The 22,674-nt window shown below is 69.5% G+C and carries 20 protein-coding genes; 4 read left to right on the top strand and 16 right to left on the bottom strand.

Annotated elements, in window-relative coordinates; all coding sequences use genetic code 11:
• Positions 1-121 precede the first annotated feature (121 nt).
• Entirely contained in the window at positions 122-382 is a 261-nt protein-coding gene (locus ABZ374_RS43610; RefSeq protein ID WP_360323274.1) for a hypothetical protein, read from the bottom strand.
• 181 nt (positions 383-563) lie between these two features.
• Here ABZ374_RS43610 and ABZ374_RS43615 point away from each other — a divergent pair, with 181 nt between their 5' ends.
• Entirely contained in the window at positions 564-758 is a 195-nt protein-coding gene (locus ABZ374_RS43615; RefSeq protein ID WP_360323275.1) for a hypothetical protein, read from the top strand.
• Between the two features lie 634 nt (positions 759-1,392).
• Here ABZ374_RS43615 and ABZ374_RS43620 read toward each other — a convergent pair.
• The 6 genes from ABZ374_RS43620 to ABZ374_RS43645 form a co-directional block, all read right to left on the bottom strand.
• Positions 1,393-1,566 carry a hypothetical protein gene (locus tag ABZ374_RS43620; protein WP_360323277.1) on the bottom strand — a complete coding sequence of 58 codons (174 nt, stop codon included), beginning with the start codon at positions 1,564-1,566 and terminating at the stop codon, positions 1,393-1,395.
• Between the two features lie 234 nt (positions 1,567-1,800).
• Positions 1,801-2,001, bottom strand: a complete 201-nt coding sequence (locus ABZ374_RS43625; RefSeq protein ID WP_360323279.1) for a helicase associated domain-containing protein — start codon at positions 1,999-2,001, stop codon at positions 1,801-1,803.
• Positions 1,929-2,339 carry a helicase associated domain-containing protein gene (locus tag ABZ374_RS43630; protein ID WP_360323281.1) on the bottom strand — a complete coding sequence of 137 codons (411 nt, stop codon included), beginning with the start codon at positions 2,337-2,339 and terminating at the stop codon, positions 1,929-1,931. Before ABZ374_RS43630 ends, ABZ374_RS43625 begins: the two co-directional genes overlap by 73 nt.
• Positions 2,340-3,985: 1,646 nt before the next feature.
• Positions 3,986-4,564 carry a PASTA domain-containing protein gene (locus ABZ374_RS43635; protein WP_360323283.1) on the bottom strand — a complete coding sequence of 193 codons (579 nt, stop codon included), beginning with the start codon at positions 4,562-4,564 and terminating at the stop codon, positions 3,986-3,988.
• Positions 4,561-5,109, bottom strand: coding sequence for a SigE family RNA polymerase sigma factor (locus ABZ374_RS43640; RefSeq protein WP_360323285.1), 549 nt, complete (start codon positions 5,107-5,109; stop codon positions 4,561-4,563). Before ABZ374_RS43640 ends, ABZ374_RS43635 begins: the two co-directional genes overlap by 4 nt.
• Before the next feature lie 95 nt (positions 5,110-5,204).
• Positions 5,205-5,549 carry a hypothetical protein gene (locus ABZ374_RS43645; RefSeq protein WP_360323287.1) on the bottom strand — a complete coding sequence of 115 codons (345 nt, stop codon included), beginning with the start codon at positions 5,547-5,549 and terminating at the stop codon, positions 5,205-5,207.
• A 1,252-nt stretch (positions 5,550-6,801) separates the two neighbouring features.
• Between ABZ374_RS43645 and ABZ374_RS43650 the strand changes: the two genes are divergently transcribed.
• Positions 6,802-7,077 (top strand): hypothetical protein, encoded by a 276-nt coding sequence (locus tag ABZ374_RS43650; RefSeq protein WP_360323289.1) that lies wholly within the window; start codon positions 6,802-6,804, stop codon positions 7,075-7,077.
• Positions 7,078-7,319: 242 nt separating this feature from the next.
• Positions 7,320-8,390: an integrase core domain-containing protein gene (locus tag ABZ374_RS43655; protein ID WP_360323291.1), complete on the top strand. Its 1,071-nt coding sequence runs from the start codon at positions 7,320-7,322 to the stop codon at positions 8,388-8,390.
• A gap of 203 nt (positions 8,391-8,593) precedes the next feature.
• Here the strand turns inward: ABZ374_RS43655 and ABZ374_RS43660 are convergent, their stop codons facing one another.
• Both ABZ374_RS43660 and ABZ374_RS43665 read right to left on the bottom strand, forming a co-directional pair.
• Entirely contained in the window at positions 8,594-8,983 is a 390-nt protein-coding gene (locus tag ABZ374_RS43660) for a hypothetical protein (RefSeq protein WP_360323293.1), read from the bottom strand.
• Between the two features lie 1,095 nt (positions 8,984-10,078).
• Positions 10,079-10,363, bottom strand: a complete 285-nt coding sequence (locus ABZ374_RS43665) for an IPT/TIG domain-containing protein (protein ID WP_360323295.1) — start codon at positions 10,361-10,363, stop codon at positions 10,079-10,081.
• 383 nt (positions 10,364-10,746) lie between these two features.
• On the opposite strand from ABZ374_RS43665, the gene ABZ374_RS43670 reads away from it, so the two are divergent.
• Complete coding sequence (locus tag ABZ374_RS43670; protein WP_360323297.1) at positions 10,747-11,355, top strand: hypothetical protein; 609 nt, start codon at positions 10,747-10,749, stop codon at positions 11,353-11,355.
• Between the two features lie 704 nt (positions 11,356-12,059).
• Here the strand turns inward: ABZ374_RS43670 and ABZ374_RS43675 are convergent.
• From ABZ374_RS43675 to ABZ374_RS43705, 7 genes are all read right to left on the bottom strand, one after another.
• Positions 12,060-12,230 carry a hypothetical protein gene (locus tag ABZ374_RS43675; RefSeq protein WP_360323299.1) on the bottom strand — a complete coding sequence of 57 codons (171 nt, stop codon included), beginning with the start codon at positions 12,228-12,230 and terminating at the stop codon, positions 12,060-12,062.
• A gap of 218 nt (positions 12,231-12,448) precedes the next feature.
• Positions 12,449-13,735, bottom strand: coding sequence for a hypothetical protein (locus tag ABZ374_RS43680; RefSeq protein ID WP_360323301.1), 1,287 nt, complete (start codon positions 13,733-13,735; stop codon positions 12,449-12,451).
• A gap of 28 nt (positions 13,736-13,763) precedes the next feature.
• Positions 13,764-15,410, bottom strand: a complete 1,647-nt coding sequence (locus ABZ374_RS43685; protein ID WP_360323303.1) for a hypothetical protein — start codon at positions 15,408-15,410, stop codon at positions 13,764-13,766.
• Positions 15,411-15,548: 138 nt separating this feature from the next.
• Entirely contained in the window at positions 15,549-16,424 is an 876-nt protein-coding gene (locus tag ABZ374_RS43690; protein ID WP_360323305.1) for a hypothetical protein, read from the bottom strand.
• A gap of 171 nt (positions 16,425-16,595) precedes the next feature.
• The gene (locus ABZ374_RS43695) at positions 16,596-18,398 is read right to left on the bottom strand and encodes a hypothetical protein (RefSeq protein WP_360323307.1); all 1,803 of its coding nucleotides are present in this window, start codon (positions 18,396-18,398) and stop codon (positions 16,596-16,598) included.
• A gap of 1 nt (position 18,399) precedes the next feature.
• The gene (locus tag ABZ374_RS43700; protein ID WP_360323309.1) at positions 18,400-20,385 is read right to left on the bottom strand and encodes a hypothetical protein; all 1,986 of its coding nucleotides are present in this window, start codon (positions 20,383-20,385) and stop codon (positions 18,400-18,402) included.
• Positions 20,386-21,218: 833 nt separating this feature from the next.
• Complete coding sequence (locus ABZ374_RS43705; RefSeq protein ID WP_360323311.1) at positions 21,219-22,259, bottom strand: NADPH:quinone oxidoreductase family protein; 1,041 nt, start codon at positions 22,257-22,259, stop codon at positions 21,219-21,221.
• Positions 22,260-22,674: the final 415 nt, after the last annotated feature.

The raw sequence follows: 22,674 nt of genomic DNA on the forward strand, positions 1-22,674 counted from the left end.
GGCGATCGATCGGATCGCCGCGTGCTCGGACTTGTACTGGTCACGGGACTCCAGTAGCAGGCGCACGGCCCGCTCCTTGAGGTCCCTTGGATAGTGCTTCGGCATGATTCGTCCGATTCTCTCAAGAACCAGAGTCTCGATCAAACTCGGAGCGGTTCACTTTGAGGCAGATCAAAGACAACCTCTCACCCAGATGCACCGCGCACCCGAGCACGCTGTCCTCGGCGCCGCCGCACGCCGCCACCCACCCCAGCAACAGTTCGCCCGCGTCGTCGGTCGGCCCGTCGCAGGCGTGCGCCGACCGCGCACCCAACGGACACCGCCCCCCACCACCGCCCGGCTCGGGCTCGTCGTGCTCCCGGTCCTCGATGTGCTCGGCCACGCCGGCCCCTCCCGTAGTAGACGGAGCCCACATCCTGACCCGACCGACAGCGGCCGGGCCGGCCGGGTACGGACGTTCACCCCTCGGGGTGAGCACCGGCATCAACCGGCCCGCGCCGGGCACCGCCCCGGTCGTATCGGGCCGCAATCGGGCGGCCCGCCCCGAACGTCCGGAGACCCCCATGCGCATCCGCGCCCTGCTCGCCGCCGCCGCGTTCGCCTCGGCCGCACTGTCCACCATGGCCGGCAGCGCCCACGCCGACACCGACGTCGCCATCCTCAGCGGATTCAACGACAACCCGTGCATCACCATCGACACCGACAACGGCCCCGACGAGGCGGTCTCCACCACGATCCGCGGCGCCTACTGCGGCTGACCCACACCCCCGCCCCCGCCGGTCCGGCCCGCGACCCCGATCGCAGGGGCCACACCCACGTTCGGACCCTCCCGACACGCCGGTGACGGAACGGGAGGTGGCGGTTCGCTCGAACCGGGCCGGTTCGAGCAAACCGCCGGCCGGCCTCGGGGGATAGGCCGACCGGCGCGGCCCGTCCGGCGACGGGGAGGACGCCGGGCCACCACACCTACCCCAACGACCGACCCGCCCGACCGATGGCCCGTCGCCTGGGGTGTCGCCTGCCCCGTCGCCTGCCCCGTCGCACTGGGAAACGCCGGATTCGCGCTGTCGATCACTGGGGGGTTCGCACTGACGGATTTGACGAACCGGCAGGTCGGGTTCGTGCTGATTACCAATACATCGAGGGCACGTTGCCGGCCGGAATCCACCGGCCTCCGGCGTTTCACCATCACACCGCGGTCGTCCCGGCCCGCAGCGCGGCGCCGGGCGGCGCGCGGGCGCCACTCGCGTCGGTGATGTCGGCTGGCGGCTCGGTGGTCAACGCCTTGACCGCTTCGAGGCTGCGCCCGAGATGCCCCGGGTCCCCTTTTTCCGGCTCGGCGCGGGGGTGGTCGACGTCTCGACCCGTCGTGGTGGGTGTGCCCGGATTCGGTCAGGGTTGGGTCATGGCGTGGAGGGCGAGCAGGACGGAGACGCCGACGGTCAGCGGGAGTCCGAGGGACGGGTGCCGCCACGTCGCGATCGCGGTGCCGCCGGCCAGGGCGAGCAACACCAGCAGACGCACGGACAGGGGCGGCGGTGGTGGGGGTGGGGGCGGAGTCGACACGGGTTCCCTTTCGTCGGACGCAAAAACGCTCATTCGAGAAAGAGGGAGTGGGATCGCGCCGAGTCCTTACGCGACTTCACAGACGAGTCGATGTGATGTGCATCACAATCTGGGCTGGGTGGGCGGGGCCCCGGCCCGGCAACCGGCCCCGGGACGCGGCCGGTTCCACGAACGAGACGACACGACCCCACCCCCGAACCCCACACGAACCTCGCTTCGGATCTCACATCCGGTTCATGTCCAGCGCATGCCCAACGCGTCGAGTGCTGCGATCCGCTCCTCCGGGAGTTTCGCCTTCCTGCTCCTGGTGGTGGTGATCCACACCCCGAGCCGTACGTCCTCCGGCCATCCGTCGAACGCGGTCACCGTCTCGACGTGGGCGCGCGGGACTTCGAGGTGTCCGACCCGGGCCCGGTAGGCCGTCGCCGCCCCCACCGCGATCGTCCACGCCTGCTCGCGGGTGCGCTTGGGCCGGGGCCGTCCGGCACCGGCACCGCCGCCGCCTCGGCCTCGGCCGCCGAGGTGTCGACCGTCGCGGGTGGGGTGAGGCCGAGTGCGCGCAGCTGTTCGCGCTGCGCGGCGTTCAGCCCGTCCCACCCCGACCGCTGCCGGGCCACCCACCGCCCGATCGTCGTACCGCGGTGCACCACGTCCAGGCCCACATCGTCCAGCCGCGCCCCGTCGCCGAGTTCGGCCAGGTACTCGGCCGCGTGCGTGGCGTGGCGTTGCCACGCCACCGGCCAGTGCGGCGGATGCCACGCCTCACCCTCCACCAGGGCGTCCAGTGCCGCGCCGCGCCCGGCGGGCAGTTCGCCCCTGCGGTCCTGCGCCCGCCGGTTCGACAGCCACGTCCCGATGGGGTGCTCCGTCCCGGCTGTTTTGAAAGTTCTTGTCGATTGATCATGTGTTGACCGGTGCGTTTGCAGGATCTGGGATTTTGGATCTTGGGTGCGTGGCCTGGGTTTTGCGTCTTGCTCGGCTTTGGTCTGGCTTGTGGCCTGTGGTTTTGCAGGATTTGGGACGGATGGTTGGTTCCGTTGGGAAAACCTGTGGACGGGGGGCGGGCTGTTTCGGCGGGTGAGGTCTGGGACGTCCGGTGACCTGCGGTGCTGCAGGGTGTGAGGGGGTCGGGCAACGTGGTTGAGAATTCCCTTTGGCGTCCCTTTCCGTCGGGCGCATGTGCGAATCGGGTCCGGGTCTTCGACACGCTCGGCCGTGAGACCTCGTCGTTCTCCGTCGGGAACGCCATCGAGTATCTGCTCGTGGACGAGGCCGGCCACGCCCGGGTCGGGCACTTCGACGAGAACCCGGCCGGAACCCGCCGCCGGAGCGCGATGGAAGTCCGTGTACGGGCACGCCCGGGCAGCGGCGTCCGACATCTTCGGGGCGTGGGAGTCGAACGAACGGACCGGGGATGCGGGTGCCGTTCGACGTCCGGGCGAGCCGGCCCCTCCGGACGAAGACCCACGTCCGACACGTCCTCGTCGCCGCCGGAACCAACCTCGTCCGTCTCAGCGAATGCATACCGCCCGGCACCGTCCCGGCCCGAACTCCCGAGTTGACAGGTACGCCGCGCCCGGCTCGCCCGAGATGCGGGCGCCAACGCCCCGTTGCGGTTCGGTGGGTTCGGTTCCCGGGTTCGAGAGGACGACCGGACGCGGGGTGCGCGCAGCGGTGCCTCTTCTCAATGGCGGGTTCGGGGTGCGGTGCTCTGACCTGGGGTGCGGCACCGATCGAGAAGATCGGCCTGTGCTTGGTGACATGGGGCTTCGGTCTGTGGTGGTGGGTGTGCCTTTCGGCGATGGGTCGGTTGACCTGCGGTGTCGCAGGGTTTGGGAAGGCCGCGCAACGCGATGGGGAATTCCTTGTGGCGGGCGGTGTGTTCGCGCGTCGGAACCGTGCTCGCTGCGCCGCGTGTACCGGGTCCGAGAGGTCGGGACATCCCTGGCCGGGTGGGGGTGGGGCGGGCGGACGCCGCGACTGCTCTCGCGCCGACCCGGGTTTGCTCTGCCGGGACGCCCTGCGGACCCTGCAGTACGGGGCCGCCGTGGAGCTGAACGGTCGTGTGTGGGTGCCCACGGTCGCCGAGACCCGCATCGCCGCCGATCTGCCGGCCCGCACGGACCGCCGGCCGGACGGCGGCAGCAGCGCCGACGAGACCACCACCGAGGCGGCCCGCCTGGCCCGGCTCCACGCAGTGCGGGCCGGCCATGCCCATGCCCAGGACGCCGGCGAGCGTGTCGATCGCGGTGTTCGCCGCGCCGCGCCGATCGTCCGGGGACATCGCGGTGACCGTCGCGAACATCACGTCGTTCGCGCCGTCGAGTCCGGCGCGGGCGGCCGAGTGCCGAGTCGACGGACTGCCCGGCACCGGCCCCTGGGTCACTCGGCCGGTGCGCGGGCCGAAGGGCCCGGTCGCTCAGGTTCTGCCGGGTTTGCCCGTCGAGACCAGCAGGAGGACGGACGAGCCCGGTGTCACCGGTTCTGCGCCGCCCCGGGGGTGACTGCCGATCACCTGCCCGGCGGGAGCGTTCCAGTCCGTGTGCCGCATGATCGTGCAGCTCAGTCCGAGTCCGCGCAGCAGGCTTTCGGCCTGTTCGACCGGCATGCCGGCCAGGTCCGGCAGCGCGATGCCCGCTCCCGCGGTCTGCTCCTGCTCCTGTGTCGGAGTCGCATCGGCGCTTCCGCTCCTGGGGGTGCCGGTGGCGAGCGGGGTGCACGCCCCGTTCGCCGGTGGGGACAGGGACGGGGAGGCGCCGGGCGCGGGCGGCACGGGCTTCAGCGCGAAGGACCCCACCGTGGCGCACGCCAGCACGCAGCACGCCGCAGCGGTGCCGAGGAGCGCCCGGCGGGTGCGGCTGCGGCCGACGGCTCGCTCGATCGCGGCCGCGTCGACGACCGGCGCCGTCGGCCCGTCGGCGAAGGAGGCCACCGCGGCACGCAGCTCGGCTTCGAGGCCCGGCTCGAACGGGGCCGGTCCGGACGACGTGTTCCTCACTTCGTACCTCCGAAAGCGGCCGACGGCGTGTGCGGCGCCTGGGCGCCCGATACGGAATCGCGCAGCTTGGCCAGGCCGCGGGCGAGCTGGGACCTCACCGCACTCGAAGAGATGTCCAGGACGTCGGCGACCTGCCGGGCGTCCAGATCGTGCAGGTAGTACAGGACCACCACGCTGCGCATGCCCATCGGCAGCCCGAGCAGTGCCTCGATCAGTTCCGCGCGCAGATCCACCTGCCCGAACCGGTCCCGGGGGTCGGCCGTCTCGGGTACCCCCGACAGCCCGGGGCGCTCGCCCCGGCGCGACAGCCGCCGCCAGCGGTCGTTGGCCAGGTTGACCAGCACTTTGCGCACGTACGCCTCCGGCGAGTCCGCCACCGCGACCTTCCGCCAGTGTCGGCACGCCCGCTCCAGCGTCTCCTGCACCAGATCCTCGGCCACGTGCACGTCACCGGTCAGCGCATACGCGGTGCGGAACAACGCTCCCGACCGCTGTGCGACGAACTCCGTGAATCCGTCGCCCGGACCGCTCCTGCGAAACCTCACCCGCCGACCTCCTCTCCTCGTCCCGTCCCGATCACTGCCCCCATGACGGCGGAACGGGGCCGGGTGCTGCACCGAGCCGCCGGCAGTGACGTGAATCACAGCCGGGACGGAAGGGTGTCCCAGGACCTCGCGCCGCTGCCGCCCGGGGTGGCGGGCGGGGCCCGGCAAAGCGGAGGGCCGCCGGGCGGGCGGCCCGCAGTCGGCCACCGATCTGCGTCCCCGCTCGCGGCGCGCACCGCACGCGCGAGTTCGTCCGGGCCGGCGGGGCGGGGCGCCCCGTCGTCGGGGTCGGCGCCCAGGATCCACCGGCCGTCGGCGACCTCGGCCGCGATCCGCTCGGCGGCCCGCGCCACCGTCGCGGTGTCGTCGGCGGACCCGTGCGACGAGATCCCGTGCCACTCCCCGGGATCCCACACGACCAGGACCTCGCCGAGGTGCACCGCGCATCCGAGCGGGCTGTCCTCGGCCCCGCCGCACGCCGCCACCCACCCCAGCAGTACCGCGTCGGGTGCTCCGTCCCGGCTGTTTTGAAAGTTCTTGTCGATTGATCATGTGTTGACCAGTGCGTTTGCAGGATCCGGGATTTTGGATCTTGGGTGCGTGGCCTGGGTTTTGCGTCTTGCTCGGCTTTGGTCTGGCTTGTGGCCTGTGGTTTTGCAGGATTTGGGACGGATGGTCGGTTCCGTTGGGAAAACCTGTGGACGGGGGACGGGCTGTTTCGGCGGGTGAGGCCTGGGGCGTCCGGTCGGCGGGTCCTGGCCGCGGTTGAGGTGAACCGGTGTCGCCGGCGTGGCGGTTCCTGTGGGGCGGCTTTCGGTTTCCTGTCTGGTTTTCCTTACGACTTTCGGGTGGGGTTGTCGATCGGGTATCGGGCCTGTAGATGTGCCGAAGCACGCTGGTTGTCACATCGGCACGGTTGTTGTCACCGGGGTCGCCAGCGCGTGGATCTCTGCTCGGATGGACACGTTTTTGGGCAGGTCAGGGAGTGGTCGGAGCGATCCGGCCGGTGACAACACGTGTGCCTTGTCGGCCGATGGTGACAAGCAGTATGCCGATCCGGTGACAACCAGCGTGCTTCGCCGCCAGGGAAATCGCAGCTCGGCGCGGGGTGTTGGTGACAACCAGCGTGCTTCGGCACATTCCCCCGAACGGCGACCCTTCGCCGGGTCGTCGGCACCCAATCCGAGACCGGCCGCTCGCAGCCCCGAACACCATCACCCACAAGAGTGGGCGGTGGGTCCGGGCCGACGGTACCCGTGGTGGGATCGAGGGACCGGCCGCGGCGCGGGCCCGGGGTGTGCGGCGCGGCATCGAAGGAAGGGACACCCGATCGTGTTTCGCGGCATCGTGCCCCGTGACAGTCCGTCGTTCGTCGAAGCCCTGGCCGTGTGGGACGCTGTTGGCGAATCGGTGCCTTGTCCTGCCTCATCGATGTCATTCGCCGGGGTGAACAGGCACGGAACCGAACCGGGTTCGGCTCCGTCCCACCACCATGCGCAACCACGACTGCGTGAAACGCGGACCGACGAGCCCGCCGCCGCTTGCACCCACCGCCGGCGCGCCGGCCCGACGTGACGATCCCGCCGCCCTCCCGCGCGGTGGAGCATGACCGCTGCGCCCCGGAGCCCCGCCGCGCCGTCCGAACCGCCCTCGCCCTCGGATCACGCGCCCCACTGGTGGTTGATCCCGACCGTGACTACCGTGCTCCTGCTCCCGGTCACCGGGCTGATGCTCATACGGGTCGTTTTCACGCCCTCCTCCTGTGCCGACGACGGGGGTTGCCGGGCCTGGTGGCAGTTGTCCGGTGTCCTGATCGCGCTCTCGGTGGGCATCGCGCTTGCTTCGTGGGCGTGGCCGCGCACGCGTCGGGGCAACCTCCGGCGACGGTTGAACCTGGCCGCGTACGTGGCCGCGGTCGTGGCCTCCAGCTACGCGCTCGGCCATCTCCCGACCTTGGGACCCGATTGAAGACCGCGGCCACCCGCCCTGCCACCACCCGGGCGGGGCACGCTTCGCCCCACCGCATGACAACGGTGGGGCGAAGCAAGACGCCTATTCGCCGACGGCGTCCGTATGGGGATGGGTCGTCGAACACGGCGCCGTTCCCTTGGAGTACGCGGCCGAGGCGCTCGCCGACCACCCCTGTCCGGGTCGAAAATAGCGCCACCGCGTTTGACCTGCACGTTCACCGAAGCCGATGATCGTCGGTTGTGGCTGTTCGTCTGCTGTACCGGCTCCTTGTCCATGTCGTCGCCTGGCTCGCGCTGTGCGCGAGGTCGTCCGCGTCGAAGGACGCGGAGATACTCGCCCTCCGGCACGAGGTCGCGGTGCTGCGCCGGGCGAATGCGAAGCCGCGATCGTCGTGGGCGGATTGTGCTTCGTTGTCGGCGTTGGCCCGGGTGCTGCCGAAGGCGCTGCGCGCGCATCGGATCGTCGCGCCGGGTACGCCGCTGCGCCGGCACCGCCGTCCGGTCGCGGCGCGGTGGCGGCAGCCGCGGCGTCCGGGTCGGCCGCCGCTCGCCGACGACGTCGTCGCGTTGATCGTCCGCTTCGCGACCGAGAACCGGAGCCGGGGCGTGGTCCGCATCCAGGGCGAACTGCGGCGGTTGGGCCACCGGGTGGCCGCGTCCACAATCCGCAGGATCCTGCGCGCCCGCCGGATCCCACCGCCCGGGACGCGCGACGACTCCTGGCGGACCTTCCTCCGTGCCCAGGCCGACACGCTGCTCGCGATCGACTTCCTCCACGTCGACACCGTGACGCCGAAGCGGCCGTACGCCGCGTTCGCCATCGAGGTAGGCACCCGACGGGTGCGGCTGCTCGGGGTCACCGCACATCCGACCGGCACCTGGGCGGTGCAGGTCGCACGCGAACTCGCGGCCGACCTCGACGACGCCGGACACCGGTTCACCCACCCGGTCCGCGACCGCGACGCGAGGTTCACCGCCGCCTTCGACGCGGTCCTCGCCTCCATCGGTATCGACGTCGTGCCCACCGCACCGCAGGCGCCGACCGTGAACGCGTTCGCCGAACGCCGGATCGCCTCCGTCCGGCGCGAGTGCACCGACCGGATCCTCGTCACCGGGGAACGTCACGTGCGCGTGCTCCTCGACGCGTACGTCGAGCACTACGACGCCGGCCGCAGCCACCAAGGCGACGGACCGGACCCGCGGGCCCCGGACGACATCCCGAACGTGACCGCGCTCCCAACCCGGCCCGACCGGATCCGACGCCGCCAACGACTGGGCGGGCTACTCAACCAGTACGACGCTGTCGCATGAACATCCCAGGTCAGGACCGGTACCCGAGTTTTCGACCAGCACAGGCGCGGGGACGCGGAGCCGGACACGGCCCCCCTCCGACGCGGACGACGTCGATCGCGGACCGGTCGCGGCTTGCGCCTCGCCCGCTCGACTGGGGGTCCCCGCGGAGCACGCTGGGCACCGCGGGTCGTGCGGGCCGGTTGGTCGGTGCGGGGCGCGGGTCAGGTACACGTCCCCTTGACGTACCGCCACTTCTGGTCGGCCGCACTCGCCTTGAGGGCTTCCTTGACGGCGTTCTCCACGGCCGTCTGACAGGCCGGGGGCATTTTGGGATTGCTCAGGGTGTTCGCCAGTCCGACGGCCGCGATCGAGATCGAGCCGGTCTGGGCCTGGAGGTTCTGGCCCGCGAACGGATTGCTCAGCACTCCCTGGTTGTCGACGCGCATGGGGACCTTCTCCGTGTCCTTCACGACGTTCTTGCCCGTCAGCCACAGTTTCGGGTACTTGTCCGTCAACAACTCGCAGAGCGCGTCGAGTTGCTTCCTCTGCTTGCTGGTCGCCTTCTCCACCTTGGCCTTGTCGCCGACCTCCACCACGATGTCCATCGTCACGCCCGACCTCCGTTCGCCCTCCGCCCCGGTCGGGGCCGGCGTCCGGACACGTGTCCTTTCCCAAAGCAAACCAAACATATGGTGGCCTGATCGGGTTTCCCCGTTCGATCGGCATGTTCAGCGTCTGACCACGCTGGCCCCGGCGACCGACCCACCCCGAGGCGACGGGTCCACACCGGCCCCGGCCCGGCCCCGGGCCAAGGCCGCGTCGCCGGCGTGAAACCCCGCGAACCCCACACGAACCCCGCGTCGATCCCACGACCACCGCCCCGGGCGTCGATCCGGCCCTTGGCGCGGGCCCGCCCCGTCGCGCTTGGAGGTGACCGGGCACGCCCGCGTCCGGGCCGGTCGCGGGCGGATGTTCACCCCCGGCGCGGAGTCCGCACACGGAGTTCGTCGAGCAACCCCGAGCTGCCCACCCGCCGGCCCTCCTCGTCCCACCCGGCTCCGCCGCATGCCCGGCGCGTCCGACGCCGCGATTTGCTCGGTCGACACGTCCTGACGTGCCCCTGCGGAACCTTCAAATGCCCGACCCGCGCCCGCCGCGATCGACCACGCCTGCTCGCGCGTGTGCTTCGACCGAGGCCGCTCCGGCGCCGCCGCCGTCCCGGTCTCGGCCGCCGCGGTGTTGACCGTCGCGGCGGGTGGGCCCGAGCGCCGGCAGCTGCTCGCGCAGCGCCTCGAGCCGGTCCCGGCCGGACCGCCGTCGAGCCACCCACCGGCCGATCGCCGTCCCGCGGTGCGCCGCGTCCGGGCCGACGTCGTCGAGGTGGACCCGTCGCCGTGCTCGTCCTCGGCCGGGTACCCGGCCGCGTGGGTCGGGTACCGCCGCCACGCCACCGGCAGGCGCGGCGGGGGCCACGGCTCGCCCTCCACCGGGGTGTCGAGCGCCGTGCTGCGCCCGGCGGCGGGCTCGCCGCGCCGCGGCCGGCGGCGTCATCGTGGAAATCCGCGCCCGGTTCGGGTCTTCGCGACGGCCGGCTTCCGCCAACGGTCCCCGCACGTGCCGCATCATTCGGGCGAACGGGGCCGGTCCGATGCATCGGACCGCGCCGTGCGGGTGGTGGCCTGTGTGTCGCCGGGGCTGTGGTTCGGCTACGCCGGGGGGACGTAGGTGAAGGATTCCGGGTTGGTCGCGGTGCCCGTGTCGTCGAAGGCGATCACGGGGACGGGTCCCGCGCCCCCGGGTGGGGCGACGCAGCTGACGCGGGTGCTGCCGTCGGGTTTGATGTCGGTGGCGTCGAGGCCGTCGAAGGTCACCTTGTTGACGTGGTCCAGGTGGACGCCGACGAGGATGACGGAGACCCCACCCTCGCTCGGTCCGGTGCCGGGTGTGGGGGGTTCGGTCAGCTGCGGGCGGGTGTCGCGTGCGGTGGACATGTGGGGCTCCTGTTCTTCGTTCCTGCGGGGTCGAGGCGGTCGGTGTGCCGGATGCGTCGCCCCCGGGAAGCGTTCGCGTCCGCGACGCCGCCGGCGACGGGCCCTGCGTATGGCTGGAGTTCGCCACAACCGCCCCGGGATGGGCCACCACCGGCGCAGCCGCCGTCCTGACCATGTTGTGGGAAGTCATGCGCGAGAACGTGACCACCCCCACGGACCTTTGACAAACCGACGCGACGACGAGCGGGTGGCTCGACAGAGAGCGAGCCACCCCGCCGAACGCCGGTCACCCGCACGCCGACGCCGCAGCGTTCCCGACATGCAACGGGACACCCGCACCGCCCCCGCGTTTCCATTCCCGCCACCGATCAGGAGTCGACACCATGAACCCCACCACCGTCACGATCGTCGAACTCGACGACCCCACCGGCCTGTGCCGCCACCTGCTGGACGAGATTCGGCAGCAGCCCGTGTACGTCGCACTCGACCTGCACAGCGGCAGGCTGACCGCCGACTACGACGCCGCAGTCGACGGCGCGCGCCCGCCTGTCGTCGCCGAGGGATTCGAGCGCCGCTACACCATCCCGGTTCTGACCGCCGACGCCGTGAACGCCTTGATGGCCGAGATCGCCTCGCCGACCGCGCGGATCCTCGCCGACTGGGAGCAACGCTGGGACGGCAACAATCTGGTCGCCGTCCTCGGCGACGACGCCCGGGCCGCCGAGGAGGAGATCAAGACCCTGGTCGACGGCGAGTGGGCACCGAACCAGAAGGTCGCGGTGTGGGACGTCGACGCCGCCACCAACGGCGACGAGATCGAGGAATACGGCATCACCGCCACCACCACCGACGCCCGCCTCGACGAGATCGAGGAGCAGATCCGCGTGAGCATGGCGACCACGGGCGAGGGCGACGTCGTCGCCTACCTGCGCCGATTGCGCGACGACCTCAAGGCCGAGGCCGAGGACACGAACGGCGCAAACGGCGAGTAGGCCCGACGCCCGAAGGCGTGTTGCACTCGAACACGTTCGTGTGGTGTGGCTGCGGCCACCCCACACGCGGGGACGTCACGACACGATATGCGACCCACCGCGCGTGTTTCCGACTCGGCAGAGTCGGACGCCCGGTTCCGCCCCCGGGCGACGGGCAGCCGGGCCCCGCGTGTGCGGCGCCCGGCTACACGCGCAAGCCCGTCGCGCGGATGGTGCGAACTATGTCCTCGTAGGCGTGGCGCGCCTGTCGGATCGCCGATGTGGTGGCGCGCAAAGCCGCCGCGGAGGCAGACCTCATCCACCCCGTCCAGGCGGGCGCGTTCGAACGGCGGTGCGCGTCGTCCGTACCCCGGCGGGCCTCACGTCGTCGAAGGCGTGTGTGAGCTTGCTCCGTTTTGACGGACACCTTGTTGTGTTGTTCAGGCTGCCGCGAGGGCGGTTTCGTATTCGACCAGCGCATGCCCAGCTCCGTTGGCAACCGTTCCCGTTCCTCGTCCAGCGAGGTCCGCCTGGTGCGTTGGTTGTTGATTCATTTTCCCAACCTCACTTGGACCTCCTCGTCCGACCCGGCCGCGGTCGTGGTGACGGTCGTGGTCGTGGTGATGGTTTCGATGCGGTCGGCGGGCGTGACGCGCCCACCTCTGTCACGGCGACGAACCGCGCGACGGGCACGGCGACTTCGTAGATGGTGTTCTGGTGCTCGATCAGCGCTGCTCTGCGGCGGCCCGGACCGCAGGGTCGGCGTCGAGGAGTTGCGCCAGCGCCGCGGGCAGGAACCCACCGCTCCCCTGCGGGGCCATCAGGGAAGCCCAGTCGGTGTTCTCCAGGATCACCCGATGTTCGGGCAACGCCTCGGGCGGCGGGCTGTGGGTCACCGGCGGAGGCTACCGCGTCCGGGAGACACGAGGCGCGGCCGCACGAAGCGCGACGGCGGCGCGGTCCGACTGCGTAAGAAGGCGGGCCGACCTTGGGGGTCCGCCGAACGCGTGACGGTCCTGCGCCTTGTCCGAGCCGTGAGCGGTCCAGGGCTGCGGGCCCGGGAAGGCGTGTCCGGCCGGCGTTTCGGGCGCGCGGGCCGGACGGATCCGGCGTGTCAGGTCGTCGAACGGTGGCCCCTGCCGGGGCCGTGTCCGGGATGATGAGGGTCTTCGAAAGATTCTTCAAAGAGCGTCATCAGGGACGGCTGTCCCACCATGTGCGCACGGCCTGCGGGTCGTAGAAGACGGCCGCCGTGTTCGCCTGTCCGTTTGCGTCGCATGCGGGGGTGCCTCGAAGGCGGTGGACGTATCCCGGGTCGAACGAGGCGTCGACGCCTTTGGCGTCGGGCACGTCGAGCCTCTTGGCGCGTGCCCGTCGCAGGGCCATGGCGAGGGCTTGGCGGGTGGTGCCGAGGATGGTGGCCATCTGGGTGATGGTGACGACGGGGGCAGGTCGTCGTCGGCGAGTTCCAGGGCCGCGCACGCCCGTTCCTCGGTGAGGTGGTGGGTGAATTCGCTCGGTCCTCGGTGGTCCCCTTCCGGGGCAGGCGGCGGATGGTGAACGCCGTCCCGAGTTCCCACAGTTCGCGGGTGTTGCCGTCCGCATGGCGCACCGTGTGGTGGACCAGTGTCAGGGTCCGCGCGGCAATCTCGCCGGCGGCGATCAGCACCTCGTTGACGCGTTCGTCGACGGTTCGGCTCCCGCTGGTCTCGGCGTCGAGCCACGTCGTCCACACCGGGCCCAGATCTTCGCGGTTGGCGGCTCGCACGGTGGCGCGCGCCAAGTCCTCGATGGCCGCTAGGCGTCGTCGATGCGGCGGCCAGGTCCCGCCGATCCGTAGGCCGCCGGGGTGGAGCACCTCGCCGTGTTCGGTCGTGCCGTCCGACCAGTACACCCGGTGGTCGCCGGGGTCGACGTGCACCGGCTCGACGGGGTGGGTGTCGACGTGCACCGGGTCTAGCCAGATACGCGGGGTGTCCCGGATGTACGCGCGGGCGGATGCGGTGTCCAGCGCGAACCAGGCTTGCTCGTCCGTGCCGATCCGTACCCGGGTGGCCCCGTCGGCGATCTCGTGCGGGCGCGGGGTGATCAGGCGTTCGCGGTCGTAGTGCCCGCGCCGGCGGGTTTGCGCGACCACGACGCCGCGCACGCTGCCCTCGCGTAGTGCGGCCAGATCCCTCGCGGGCGGCCGGGGGATCGCCTGCACGCCATCCGAAGATTTGTGCTCACAGGCGCGTCGCGCCATCACGACGCGGTCTTCGGCCGCAGCGTTGGATCGCCCACCCGGCGGCCAAGCGGTGGTCACCTCCTCGCCGACCGACACGTCCACCACGACCCCGCCGTCGTCGACGTAGCCAAGCCAGTGCGGGAGGGGTGGCGGCTCAACGCCCTGCTCACGCATCCGTTCATGCGCTGTGTCTCGGGTGAGGTCAGCACGCGGGCGGTGTGCTGCCTCCGATGGCGATTCGAAGGTCTGCGCCTTGGCTGTTGACGGAACAGACCTTGACCGCGGATTTGGCGGTCTCGTCCACGAGTGTCTTGCCGCTGGTCAAGGTGGCGTCTTTGGTACCGGGGGTGGCGGGGGTGGCGTCCACCAGGGTGTTGCGAATAGTTCCATCGGCCTTGACGATGCGGACGAAGATGCCGTTGACCAGTGGGTCGTCGGCGGCGTAGTCGTCATACGGTGGAACGGGGCGGCGGAATTCCAGGGACAGGTAGGTCCCGTCACCGCGCGGGATCCGGTACTCCTGCACTCCATTCTTGCCGAGGACGCCCAGCTGATATTTTCCGCCGCTCCGGACACGGACGACTTCGTCACCGGTGAGCCAACCGGCGAACTGCCGGTAGTCGACGGGGTAGAGATGCATACCGCCGCCGCCCATCGTGTCGGTCGGGTCGTCGCCTCCAGTTTGCGTACAGTCGCCGTTAACCGTGGTCACATTCCCCGAGACAGGACAGTTCTTGAGGGTTTTGGAATGCTGGAACCCGAGATTGTGGCCGAATTCGTGGGTCCACATCCACGTTTTGTGGCCCACCCCATTGGAAATGATCCAGTTCCCCGGCATGGAGGCCAGCCCCTCGAACTTGCATGCCGAATGACGGGAGATGTCGACGAAGAGATAGTCGTAGGAGTCCGGATCCACGCCCTGATCTCTCGCGGCCTCCTTCGCCGTACTCCGGATCGATGCACATCCTTCCGGACGGGGCCCCAGATCGACGTCCGTGAGCATATCGCCGGACAGGTCGAGCTTTCCTCGGGACACTTCTTTCAGGTAGGAACGCAGAGATGGGTAATCATTGCCGAGAGTTGCCTGACGGATCGGACCGGGTTCCGCCGGCGTGGTCCCGGTCCAGTGGGTGGCCATGACCAGCACTCGCTTCTTTCCGACAACCGGACGGCTTGGCCAGGCCCCCGCGAAGGCATCCGACTTCCACTGGCGCATGGAGGTGTAGTCGGAGGCTCCGCCCTGAGCGTTGCAGTCCCCGATTTTCACGTCGGCGTTCCCGTTGAACGTCCGCAAACATCGCGCCTGCCCCGCATCCCCCTTGTACTTGTTCTCCAACAGGACGTAGCCGTTGCCTCCGTCCACAACCTTCCACTGGCGCATGGAGGTGTAGTCGGAGGCTCCGCCCTGAGCGTTGCAGTCCCCGATCTTCACGTCGGCGTTCCCGTTGAACGTCCGCAAGCACCGCGCCTGCCCCGCATCCCCCTTGTACTTGTTCTCCAACAGGACGTAGCCGTTGCCTCCGTCCACAACCTTCCACTGGCGCATGGAGGTGTAGTCGGAGGCTCCGCCCTGAGCGTTGCAGTCCCCGATCTTCACGTCGGCGTTCCCGTTGAACGTCCGCAAGCACCGCGCCTGCCCCGCATCCCCCTTGTACTTGTTCTCGACGAGGGAGAAACCTCCGGCCCGATCCACGGGAGCGTCCGGGGCCGGAGGCGACGTCTCCGGATGATGTGCGCGCGGCTGGGCGGCGACCGCCGATGGATACGAGAGAACCGGAAGGAAGGCCAGTACCGAAGCGGCTACGAATGCCGCATGTACTGGAACGTAGCGTGTGGACAGAATCTTCATTTCACCCCTTGGGATGCAGTCGCCAACTGTGAAAGGGTTCCGGGTGGCACGTGGAGCGTGATGGCGTCATGGTCACCGAGGCCGGCGCGTTGCCGTGGCGATGCGGGCTGATGTCGGCCGGGCTCTCGGTGCGGCGGCTCACTGGAAATAGAAGTCGACTTCTCCGCTGGTGCTGCTGGTATTCACGACTTCGATGTTCTTGCCGGACGGCGTTTCGACGTGTTTGCCCGACGAGCCCCACTTGAGATCGGGCGGCAGTGGTGTCCCCGCCTGCATCGTGAGCGCGATTTTGCGCATTCCCACCTTGGTGTCGGTCGGCCAGGTCGGCTGGTCCGAGTACGCTTCCCAGCACTGGACGACGCCGTCCGCGGGCCCCTGCTTCTTGGGGCGGACGACGGTGAGATCGAGCTCGGGATGGCCCACGAACGACACCGTGTAGACGTAGCCGTCGCCGCCCTGCTCGCGCCCTATATATCGAACACGGCCGGTCACTTCCTCACCGGGCGCCACGTCCTTGTCGGGACCGTGCACATAGCCGGCGCCCGAGACGTACGCAAAGTTGACGATCCACGGCTGATGTGTGTCACGGCCCTTCGTCCATTTCTGGACCGGCTGCAAACCGCCGCCGCTGAGTCCGTTCCACAGATACAGGTATGTGAAGCCGGGCCGAGGCTTCGACGGCACATTCCAGGTCGTCGAGAACGATTGGATGCGCGTGATCGAGTCGTCCGAGGTGTAGTAGCCGTTGAGTGGGTACCCTGCGGCGGCCGGTTGCCAGTCGGGGTCGCCCACGCCGGCCTGCTCACGAAGCTGCGCGGCGTACTCGTAGGGAGCGTGGCCGGCCTCCGGGTCGGCTTCGCCGTACTCTGCGATCACCCGTCCCGACTCCAGTTCCGCCTTCACCACACGGCCGTCCACGACCTTGATCGTCTCGTGGCTGTTCACCCTGAAGACCTTCGATTCCGGGACCAGACCGAAGGGGGTGTGCACCCACTGACTCGTGTCTGTGCTCACGTCTGCTCCAAAGAGGGTCGTCTATCGGTTGTGGCCGGTGGGTGACCGGCCAAGGTTGTCGCGTGAGCATCGATGTCGCGCACCGTCGTCGCTGCGGGGAACCGACGACCGCGGCATCCGGTCGGTCCCCGACGGCTCGGTGCGGCCGGCCCGTCGGACTCTGCGGGCTGGTCACCGGGGCACGAGCAGGTGGATGGGGCCACTGCCCGAGAAGTAGTACCAGCGGGTCTCCACCGGAGTACCCGGGCCGCGCAGGGTGATCCGGTAGCGGCAGGAACGGGGGAAGCCCGGGTCGTCGGGGAAGACGATCCAGCGCCTGGGGCGGTCGTCACCTCCCTCCCATCGGAAGGTGACCCGGTGGCGCCCGTCGAACTCCCCATCCTCGTCAAGCGCTTCGAATGTGGCATCCACGGTTTCCTCCGCGCCGACTGGGCGCGTCAGGCGAATGGGATGGACGTCCAGGTGCGTGACCATGGCGAGCGAGATGTCGACGGCGATGTCGTTGAGGAGGGTTCCTTCGGGGTCTGGGTCGATGGCCATCTCGGCCATGTCGTTCTGGACCCGGCACAGGTCGTTGCCGGCTTCGGCGCCGTCGCACAACTGGACGAAGCGTCGCACGAAGGTCCGATCGGGAGTCCATCCGGGCGGCGGGTCGTGGATGTCGTCGAGGGAGAGTTGCGCGGTGCCGTAGGTCCACGGTTCGAGCCGGTCCGCCGCGGTCTGCGGGCGGGGGAACACTCGGCCCTCCCACACGAGGCGTCCGGTGGTGTCCGGGTAGCCACAGCACACCGATACCGATTCCACGGCCGGGTTGTCGTGTGCCAGGACGGGGCGGAACACACGGCGCAGGGTGTGGTGTTCGTCCGCCGGGTAGCGGGTGAAGAAGTAGCGGGTGGGGTCGGCGCGCATCTCGCGGAACTCCGCAGTGAAGCGGGTGGAGACGGTGACGCGGCGCAGGTAGCCGAAGGGCCCGGTCAGCACGTCCTGGGAGGAGCGGGCCGCAGCGGGCTCGTCGGCGACGATCCAGGTGGGACCCCAGGGGTTGGCGCTCCCGTCCGCGTCGGAGGCCAGCGGGGTGGGGCGGTTGTCGGGGGCCTCCAGGATGGTGGCGCGCGCGAGTTGGAGGAACCGGGCGGCCACGCATCCGGAGGCGGACAGCAGGGTGTTCTCGTACTGCTCGTCCGGCGGCACGCTCGGGTCGAGCGTGCACGCAACGGTGAAGTCGTCTGCGGAACGCAGTTCGTCGACGGCTTCGCGAACATCCTCCAGGGTGACATCGCCGACGGTCCGGGCCCGCCTCCCCAACACGCGGCGGGCGCGGAGCCAGTCGATCGTCGTGGTGAACCCGCTCACCGGGGCGGTGAACTCCACGCTCATCGTGCGGTTTACGGTGATCGCATCGTCGATGCCGTCCACGACCGAGCGGTGGAACAGCGCGGTGTGTTGGAGATCCAGCAGGACCGAGTAGGAGCGGCTGCCGGTGGCGGGGAGGGGAGCCGCGTCGGCCCCCTGGCTCTCGCGATACCAGGGGGCGACGCCGGTCACCCGTCGAACGAGGGGGTCGGTCTCGGCGGCGACGTCCGAGAGGGTGGTGTGCGTGTCCCGGAAGGTCAAGGGGACGTAGCAGTACCGATGGTAGGAGCTTGAGGTCCAGTACGGATCGTTCTTGGGCTGCGAGTCGAACAGTTGGCGGGTGGCCCGGTCGACCACGTCCTCCGGGATTCCTGCGACCAGGCTGAAATGCACCAGGCCACAGGGGTCGTTGCCGGTGGCCCCGACGTATCGGGTGAAGGAGAAGTCGTGCTCGGTGCCGCGCCGTCCCAGCCACAGCCGTCCGGGCATCCAGTGGAACCGGCCGGGTTCGCTGGCCGGCCTCATCGGATTTGCCGCGTCGGGATAGAAGACGATGCGGTGTCCGTCGACATCCTCGACCCGGCGCCCGGCGATCTCGGTCGGCCCCTGGGGCGGAGTCATCCTAGTCGTGGTCCCGGAACCGGAAGGTCACTCCCTGGGCGTTCTTCTTCGGGATCGCGACCATCAGGTTCTCCGCGGAGGTCACCTTCCACGCGCTGGTCCACTCGGAGTTCTCGGCGGTGTCGGTGACCTTGATCTGGTACCGGTACTGCTTGCCGGGGTCCGGGGCCGGGCACAGCTTCCAGACCCGGGGCTTGGCCAGGTCGGCCTGCTCCGCGAAGAAGGTGGCCTGTTCCTTGCCGATGGGCTTTTCGTCGGCATCCACCGGCTCGAGGGTCAGCTCGGCGAACTGGTCCTCGGTGAGGCCGGTCTTGTTGCGAGGGACGAAGAATCTGACATTCACGGTCATGATCGCGTTGGCCGAGGCCCTGACCTCGACGATCCGCTCGTTGGTCGCCGTGCCGTTGGGCTCGGGATCGATCCGCAGGTCGGAGTGTCCCTCGGCCAAGTGGAAGACAACGTACTCGTTCGCCGGGTCGGGCTCTGCGAAGTGGATGGCGCGCTTGACGAAGGTCCGGTCCGGCTCCCATCCGGGCGGGGGGTTCTTGACCTCCTCGTAGGACTTCTGGAAGACCCGGTAGACCCAATGCTCCAGCGGCTCGCTCGCTGCGGGCGGGTCGAACACGTGGGAGTCCCAGAGCAGTTCCCCCTTGTCGTTCGGATAGCCGATCTGCACCGACAGCCCGCTGTAGACGCCGGTCCCCCACGCGGCGAAGGGTGTGCAGACCCGGGCCAATTTCTCGGGCCAGTCGTCGAGGTAGACGACCGGGAAGTACTTCTTCTCGTTGTCCTCGGTCACCCCCTCATCCCGCAGGATGCCGGTCAGCGAGCTGCTGATGACGGTGGTCTGCAGGTGGCTGACCTGAGCCTCTTCCTTGTAGTCCAGGTCGAGTTCGACCTTGCTCATCGTCTTCTTCAGCGCGAAACCGAAGCCCCAGGGGCTGATCCCCGAGGACGTCTCGGCGGGTGTCTCGTCCACGTGCTGCGGTTCGAAGATGATGCGCTGGGCCTGTTCGAGAAACTTGTCCACGATCAGGTCGGAGTGCTTCTGGAAGGTCGCGGAGATATCGCCCACCCCGGGGATGCCCGCACCCGCCAGCTTGAGTTCGACCGTGATGCCACCGGAGATCTTGAGGTCGTCCAGAGCGGTCTTGATGTCGGCCTTCACGAACCACCCGCTCGCGGTGGTGTGGGTGGAGAAGTGCTCGTAGATCTTCTTCCAGTTCCCGTGGATGTGCATGGAGATCTTGGGCGTCCACATCTGGAGCTGCATGGCCGAACTCGCGAAGACCACGCCCGTGCTCGTCCCGTTGAAACCCGTGTAGAGCAGTTGCGCGGGGTAGTTGCCGACCATGGCGACGAACGCGGTCTCGCCGCTGGGGTCCAGGGACGCGTTGCCTCCGCCCTGCAGGACCCAGTACCAGTTGCCGATGTCCCCGTCCTTGAGCGGAGAGCCCTTCAGCAGCTTCGACCGGTTCTCGTCGCCCAGCCAAGAGGAGGTCCGCAGGGTCAACTGGCCGCTCTCGTCCTTGGCGTAGAAGCGGTAGCCCTCGGGATTGAGCTTGAGATTGGAGAGGCTGACGGTGTTGGAGGTCACGATCACCGGCATGAAGGTGGGGTTCTGCCGCTTCTTGTTGTACCAGAGCCCGTTGGCGTGCCCCTCGGTCTCCTTGATCACCTGGTCGGTGAGCTTCTGCCATTCCTTGGCAGGAATCGCTCCGGTGGTGGTCAGGCTGAGCACCCCACCCACCGTGTCCTTCTCCTCGCCCTTGCCCGACCCGGCGAAGCGCATGAGGTTGAAGCGGTAGTCGCCTCGTTCGTTGCGCGCGAGCGACATGCGGGTCGGGAGCCAGTAGTAGACGGGGGACTTGCCCGCCTCCATCAGATCGTGGTTGTTGGCATCCGGATAGAAGTTGGCACTCCATCCGGTGTCCACGTTCACCTTCTGGGTTCCACCGGCCATCGTGGGACCGATCGGCTCGACCATGAGAGACACTCCGTTCGCCTGGACCATCGCCGCCACGCTGGGTGCGTTCGCGCGACACGCTTCCGACCAACTAGTTCTTCGCAAGAATGGCACAGGCGGCATACGGTAACAAGCTGACTACTGCTCGTGATGGCCGTCCGGGTTGGACGGACGGAGCTCCGCGTCCATCTGTGGGTGGTTTTTGGTGGTGGGTTTGTGTGGTTCCGGGGGTGGTTGTTGGTGTGCGGCTGGTGATGTGACCTGCGGTGTTGCAGGTTGGATGAGAACGTTTCGGTATCGTCTGGGTGTGGGCCGTGTGTGGTCCTGGCCTGGGGATGTGGCTGTTTCGTTGAGAACGCGCGGGTGTGTTGCACATAGCCCCGTGCGTCCAAAGGACCGGCCCGTGTTTGTGCTGGTCATGGGTGTCCCGTCTCGCTCGACCTGGTCCCGATCCCACGTGACCGGTCCGATCCGCTCGCGACGGACCGGATCACGTGGGATACGCAGGTCATCCGGCGGAACGCTCGCCCGATGCCGCACTGCGAACGCCTGCGGCGAACCGGACGAACCGAGATGCCCGGCTCCTGGGCGTCTCGATCGATCCGGTCGTCGCCGATCACCGCCGGGTACCGGGCCGGATCATCCGAGACGGGACAGGTGACAACAGGCGTGCTTCGGCGCAGGGGTGTGGGCGGGCCCGGTCAACGTGGTGGTTGCCGTGCTGCAACAGCACCGCGGACAGCGCGCGCTTTCGTGTGGCATTGCGCGGGAGAGGCGGTGTTGTCGTGGATGGTGGGGCGGTCGGCTCCGCCTCGGGCTCGGTTGCCGTTGCGGTGGTTGCCGGGGAGGCAGGTTCACATGCCCGTGAGGGTGAGTTTGCCGGCGGCGGTCCGGCCGGCGATCTGTTCGAGGGCGGCCGGGAGGTCGTGGAAGGGGACAGTGGTGGCGGCGGTGTGCAGGCGTCCGTCGGCCAGGAGTTCGCAGAGTCGGGTGTGTACGGCGTTTCGTTCCGCGTACGAGTAGCTGCCGGTGTAGACGCCGACTACCGAGGTGTTTGTCATGACCAGTCGTTCGGCAGGGATCCGGGGCCATGTGCCGCCGGCGTTCCCGACCGCGAGGAGCCGCCCGCCGCGGGTGAGCGCCCCGGCGGCGTCCGCGGCTGTGGTGCCGCCGACGGGGTCGTAGATCGTGTCGACGCCGTGCCCGCCGGTGATCTCGCGCAGCGCCGGGCCGAGTGGGCCGGTGCGGTGGTTCACGACGGTCTCGGCGCCGAGTCCCCGGCACAGGTCGGCGCGTCGGTCGTCGCCGACGACGGCGATGACCCGGGCGCCCAGGACCCGGCCGAGTTGCACGGCGGCGAGGCCGCTGCTGCCTGCGGCCCCGAGTACGGCGAGCCATTCGCCTGCGGCGAGCCGTCCGCGGTCGACGAGCCCGAGCCAGCCGGTCAGATGGGGGATCCAGAAGCCGGCCGCCGCGGTGACGTCCAGGCCAGGCGGCACGGCGAAGACCGAGTCCGCTTTCGCGAGGCATTCCTCGGCGAAGGCGCCGTGGCCGGACGGGAACGCCGTGACCGCCATGACCGCGGCGCCGATCGGCAGGTCGACGCCTTCGCCGACGGCGGTGACGACGCCCGCGGCTTCCTGGCCGGGTGTGAACGGCAGGGCAGGGACCAGGGCGTACGACCCCCGGCACATGAGCACGTCCGGCAGCCCGATCCCGGCCGCGGCCACCCGGATCCGCACCTGGCCCGGCCCGGGCTCCGGCACGTCCGCGTCGGCCAGCTGCAGCACATCAGCCGGTTCACCGTGCTTCTCCACCCGCCACGCCCGCATCGGCGCCGCCCCCTTCCACCGGGCGCCCTGCGCGGCCGCCCGCTGTCCATGCGCGCTGACCATGCGTCATGACGTCGTGCGAGTCAAGGCCGTCCGGCAGCCCAGCCGACGTTGTACCGCCGCATCAGGGCCCGCTTCGTCGCCGCCGCGCGGTAGTAACGCCGGATTGCCGCGTACAGATCGACCTTCGAATCCCGAGGCACACCGCCCCCTCACCGCGCCGAGCACCCCCATACTCGCAACGCAAGAGGGCGGGTGTTCTCGGAACTCGTGAACATCACCCCTGGCGAATCCCGGCGCGCACCAGAACTCCCGTCGAGGTGCTCTCGGTTCCCACGAACAAAGTCACTCCGCACCTCGTCCGTCCGCACCTGCGCTCCCCCCCCCACGTGTGAGTGTGCGGGGTGGTGTCAGTGGGGTTGGTGACAGCGGTTCCGGTTCTGGTTTCGCCCTGTTGAGCTGGGCTTTGTCCGGCTGA

The organism is Embleya sp. NPDC005971, assembly GCF_040629175.1.
Lineage (GTDB): Bacteria > Actinomycetota > Actinomycetes > Streptomycetales > Streptomycetaceae > Embleya.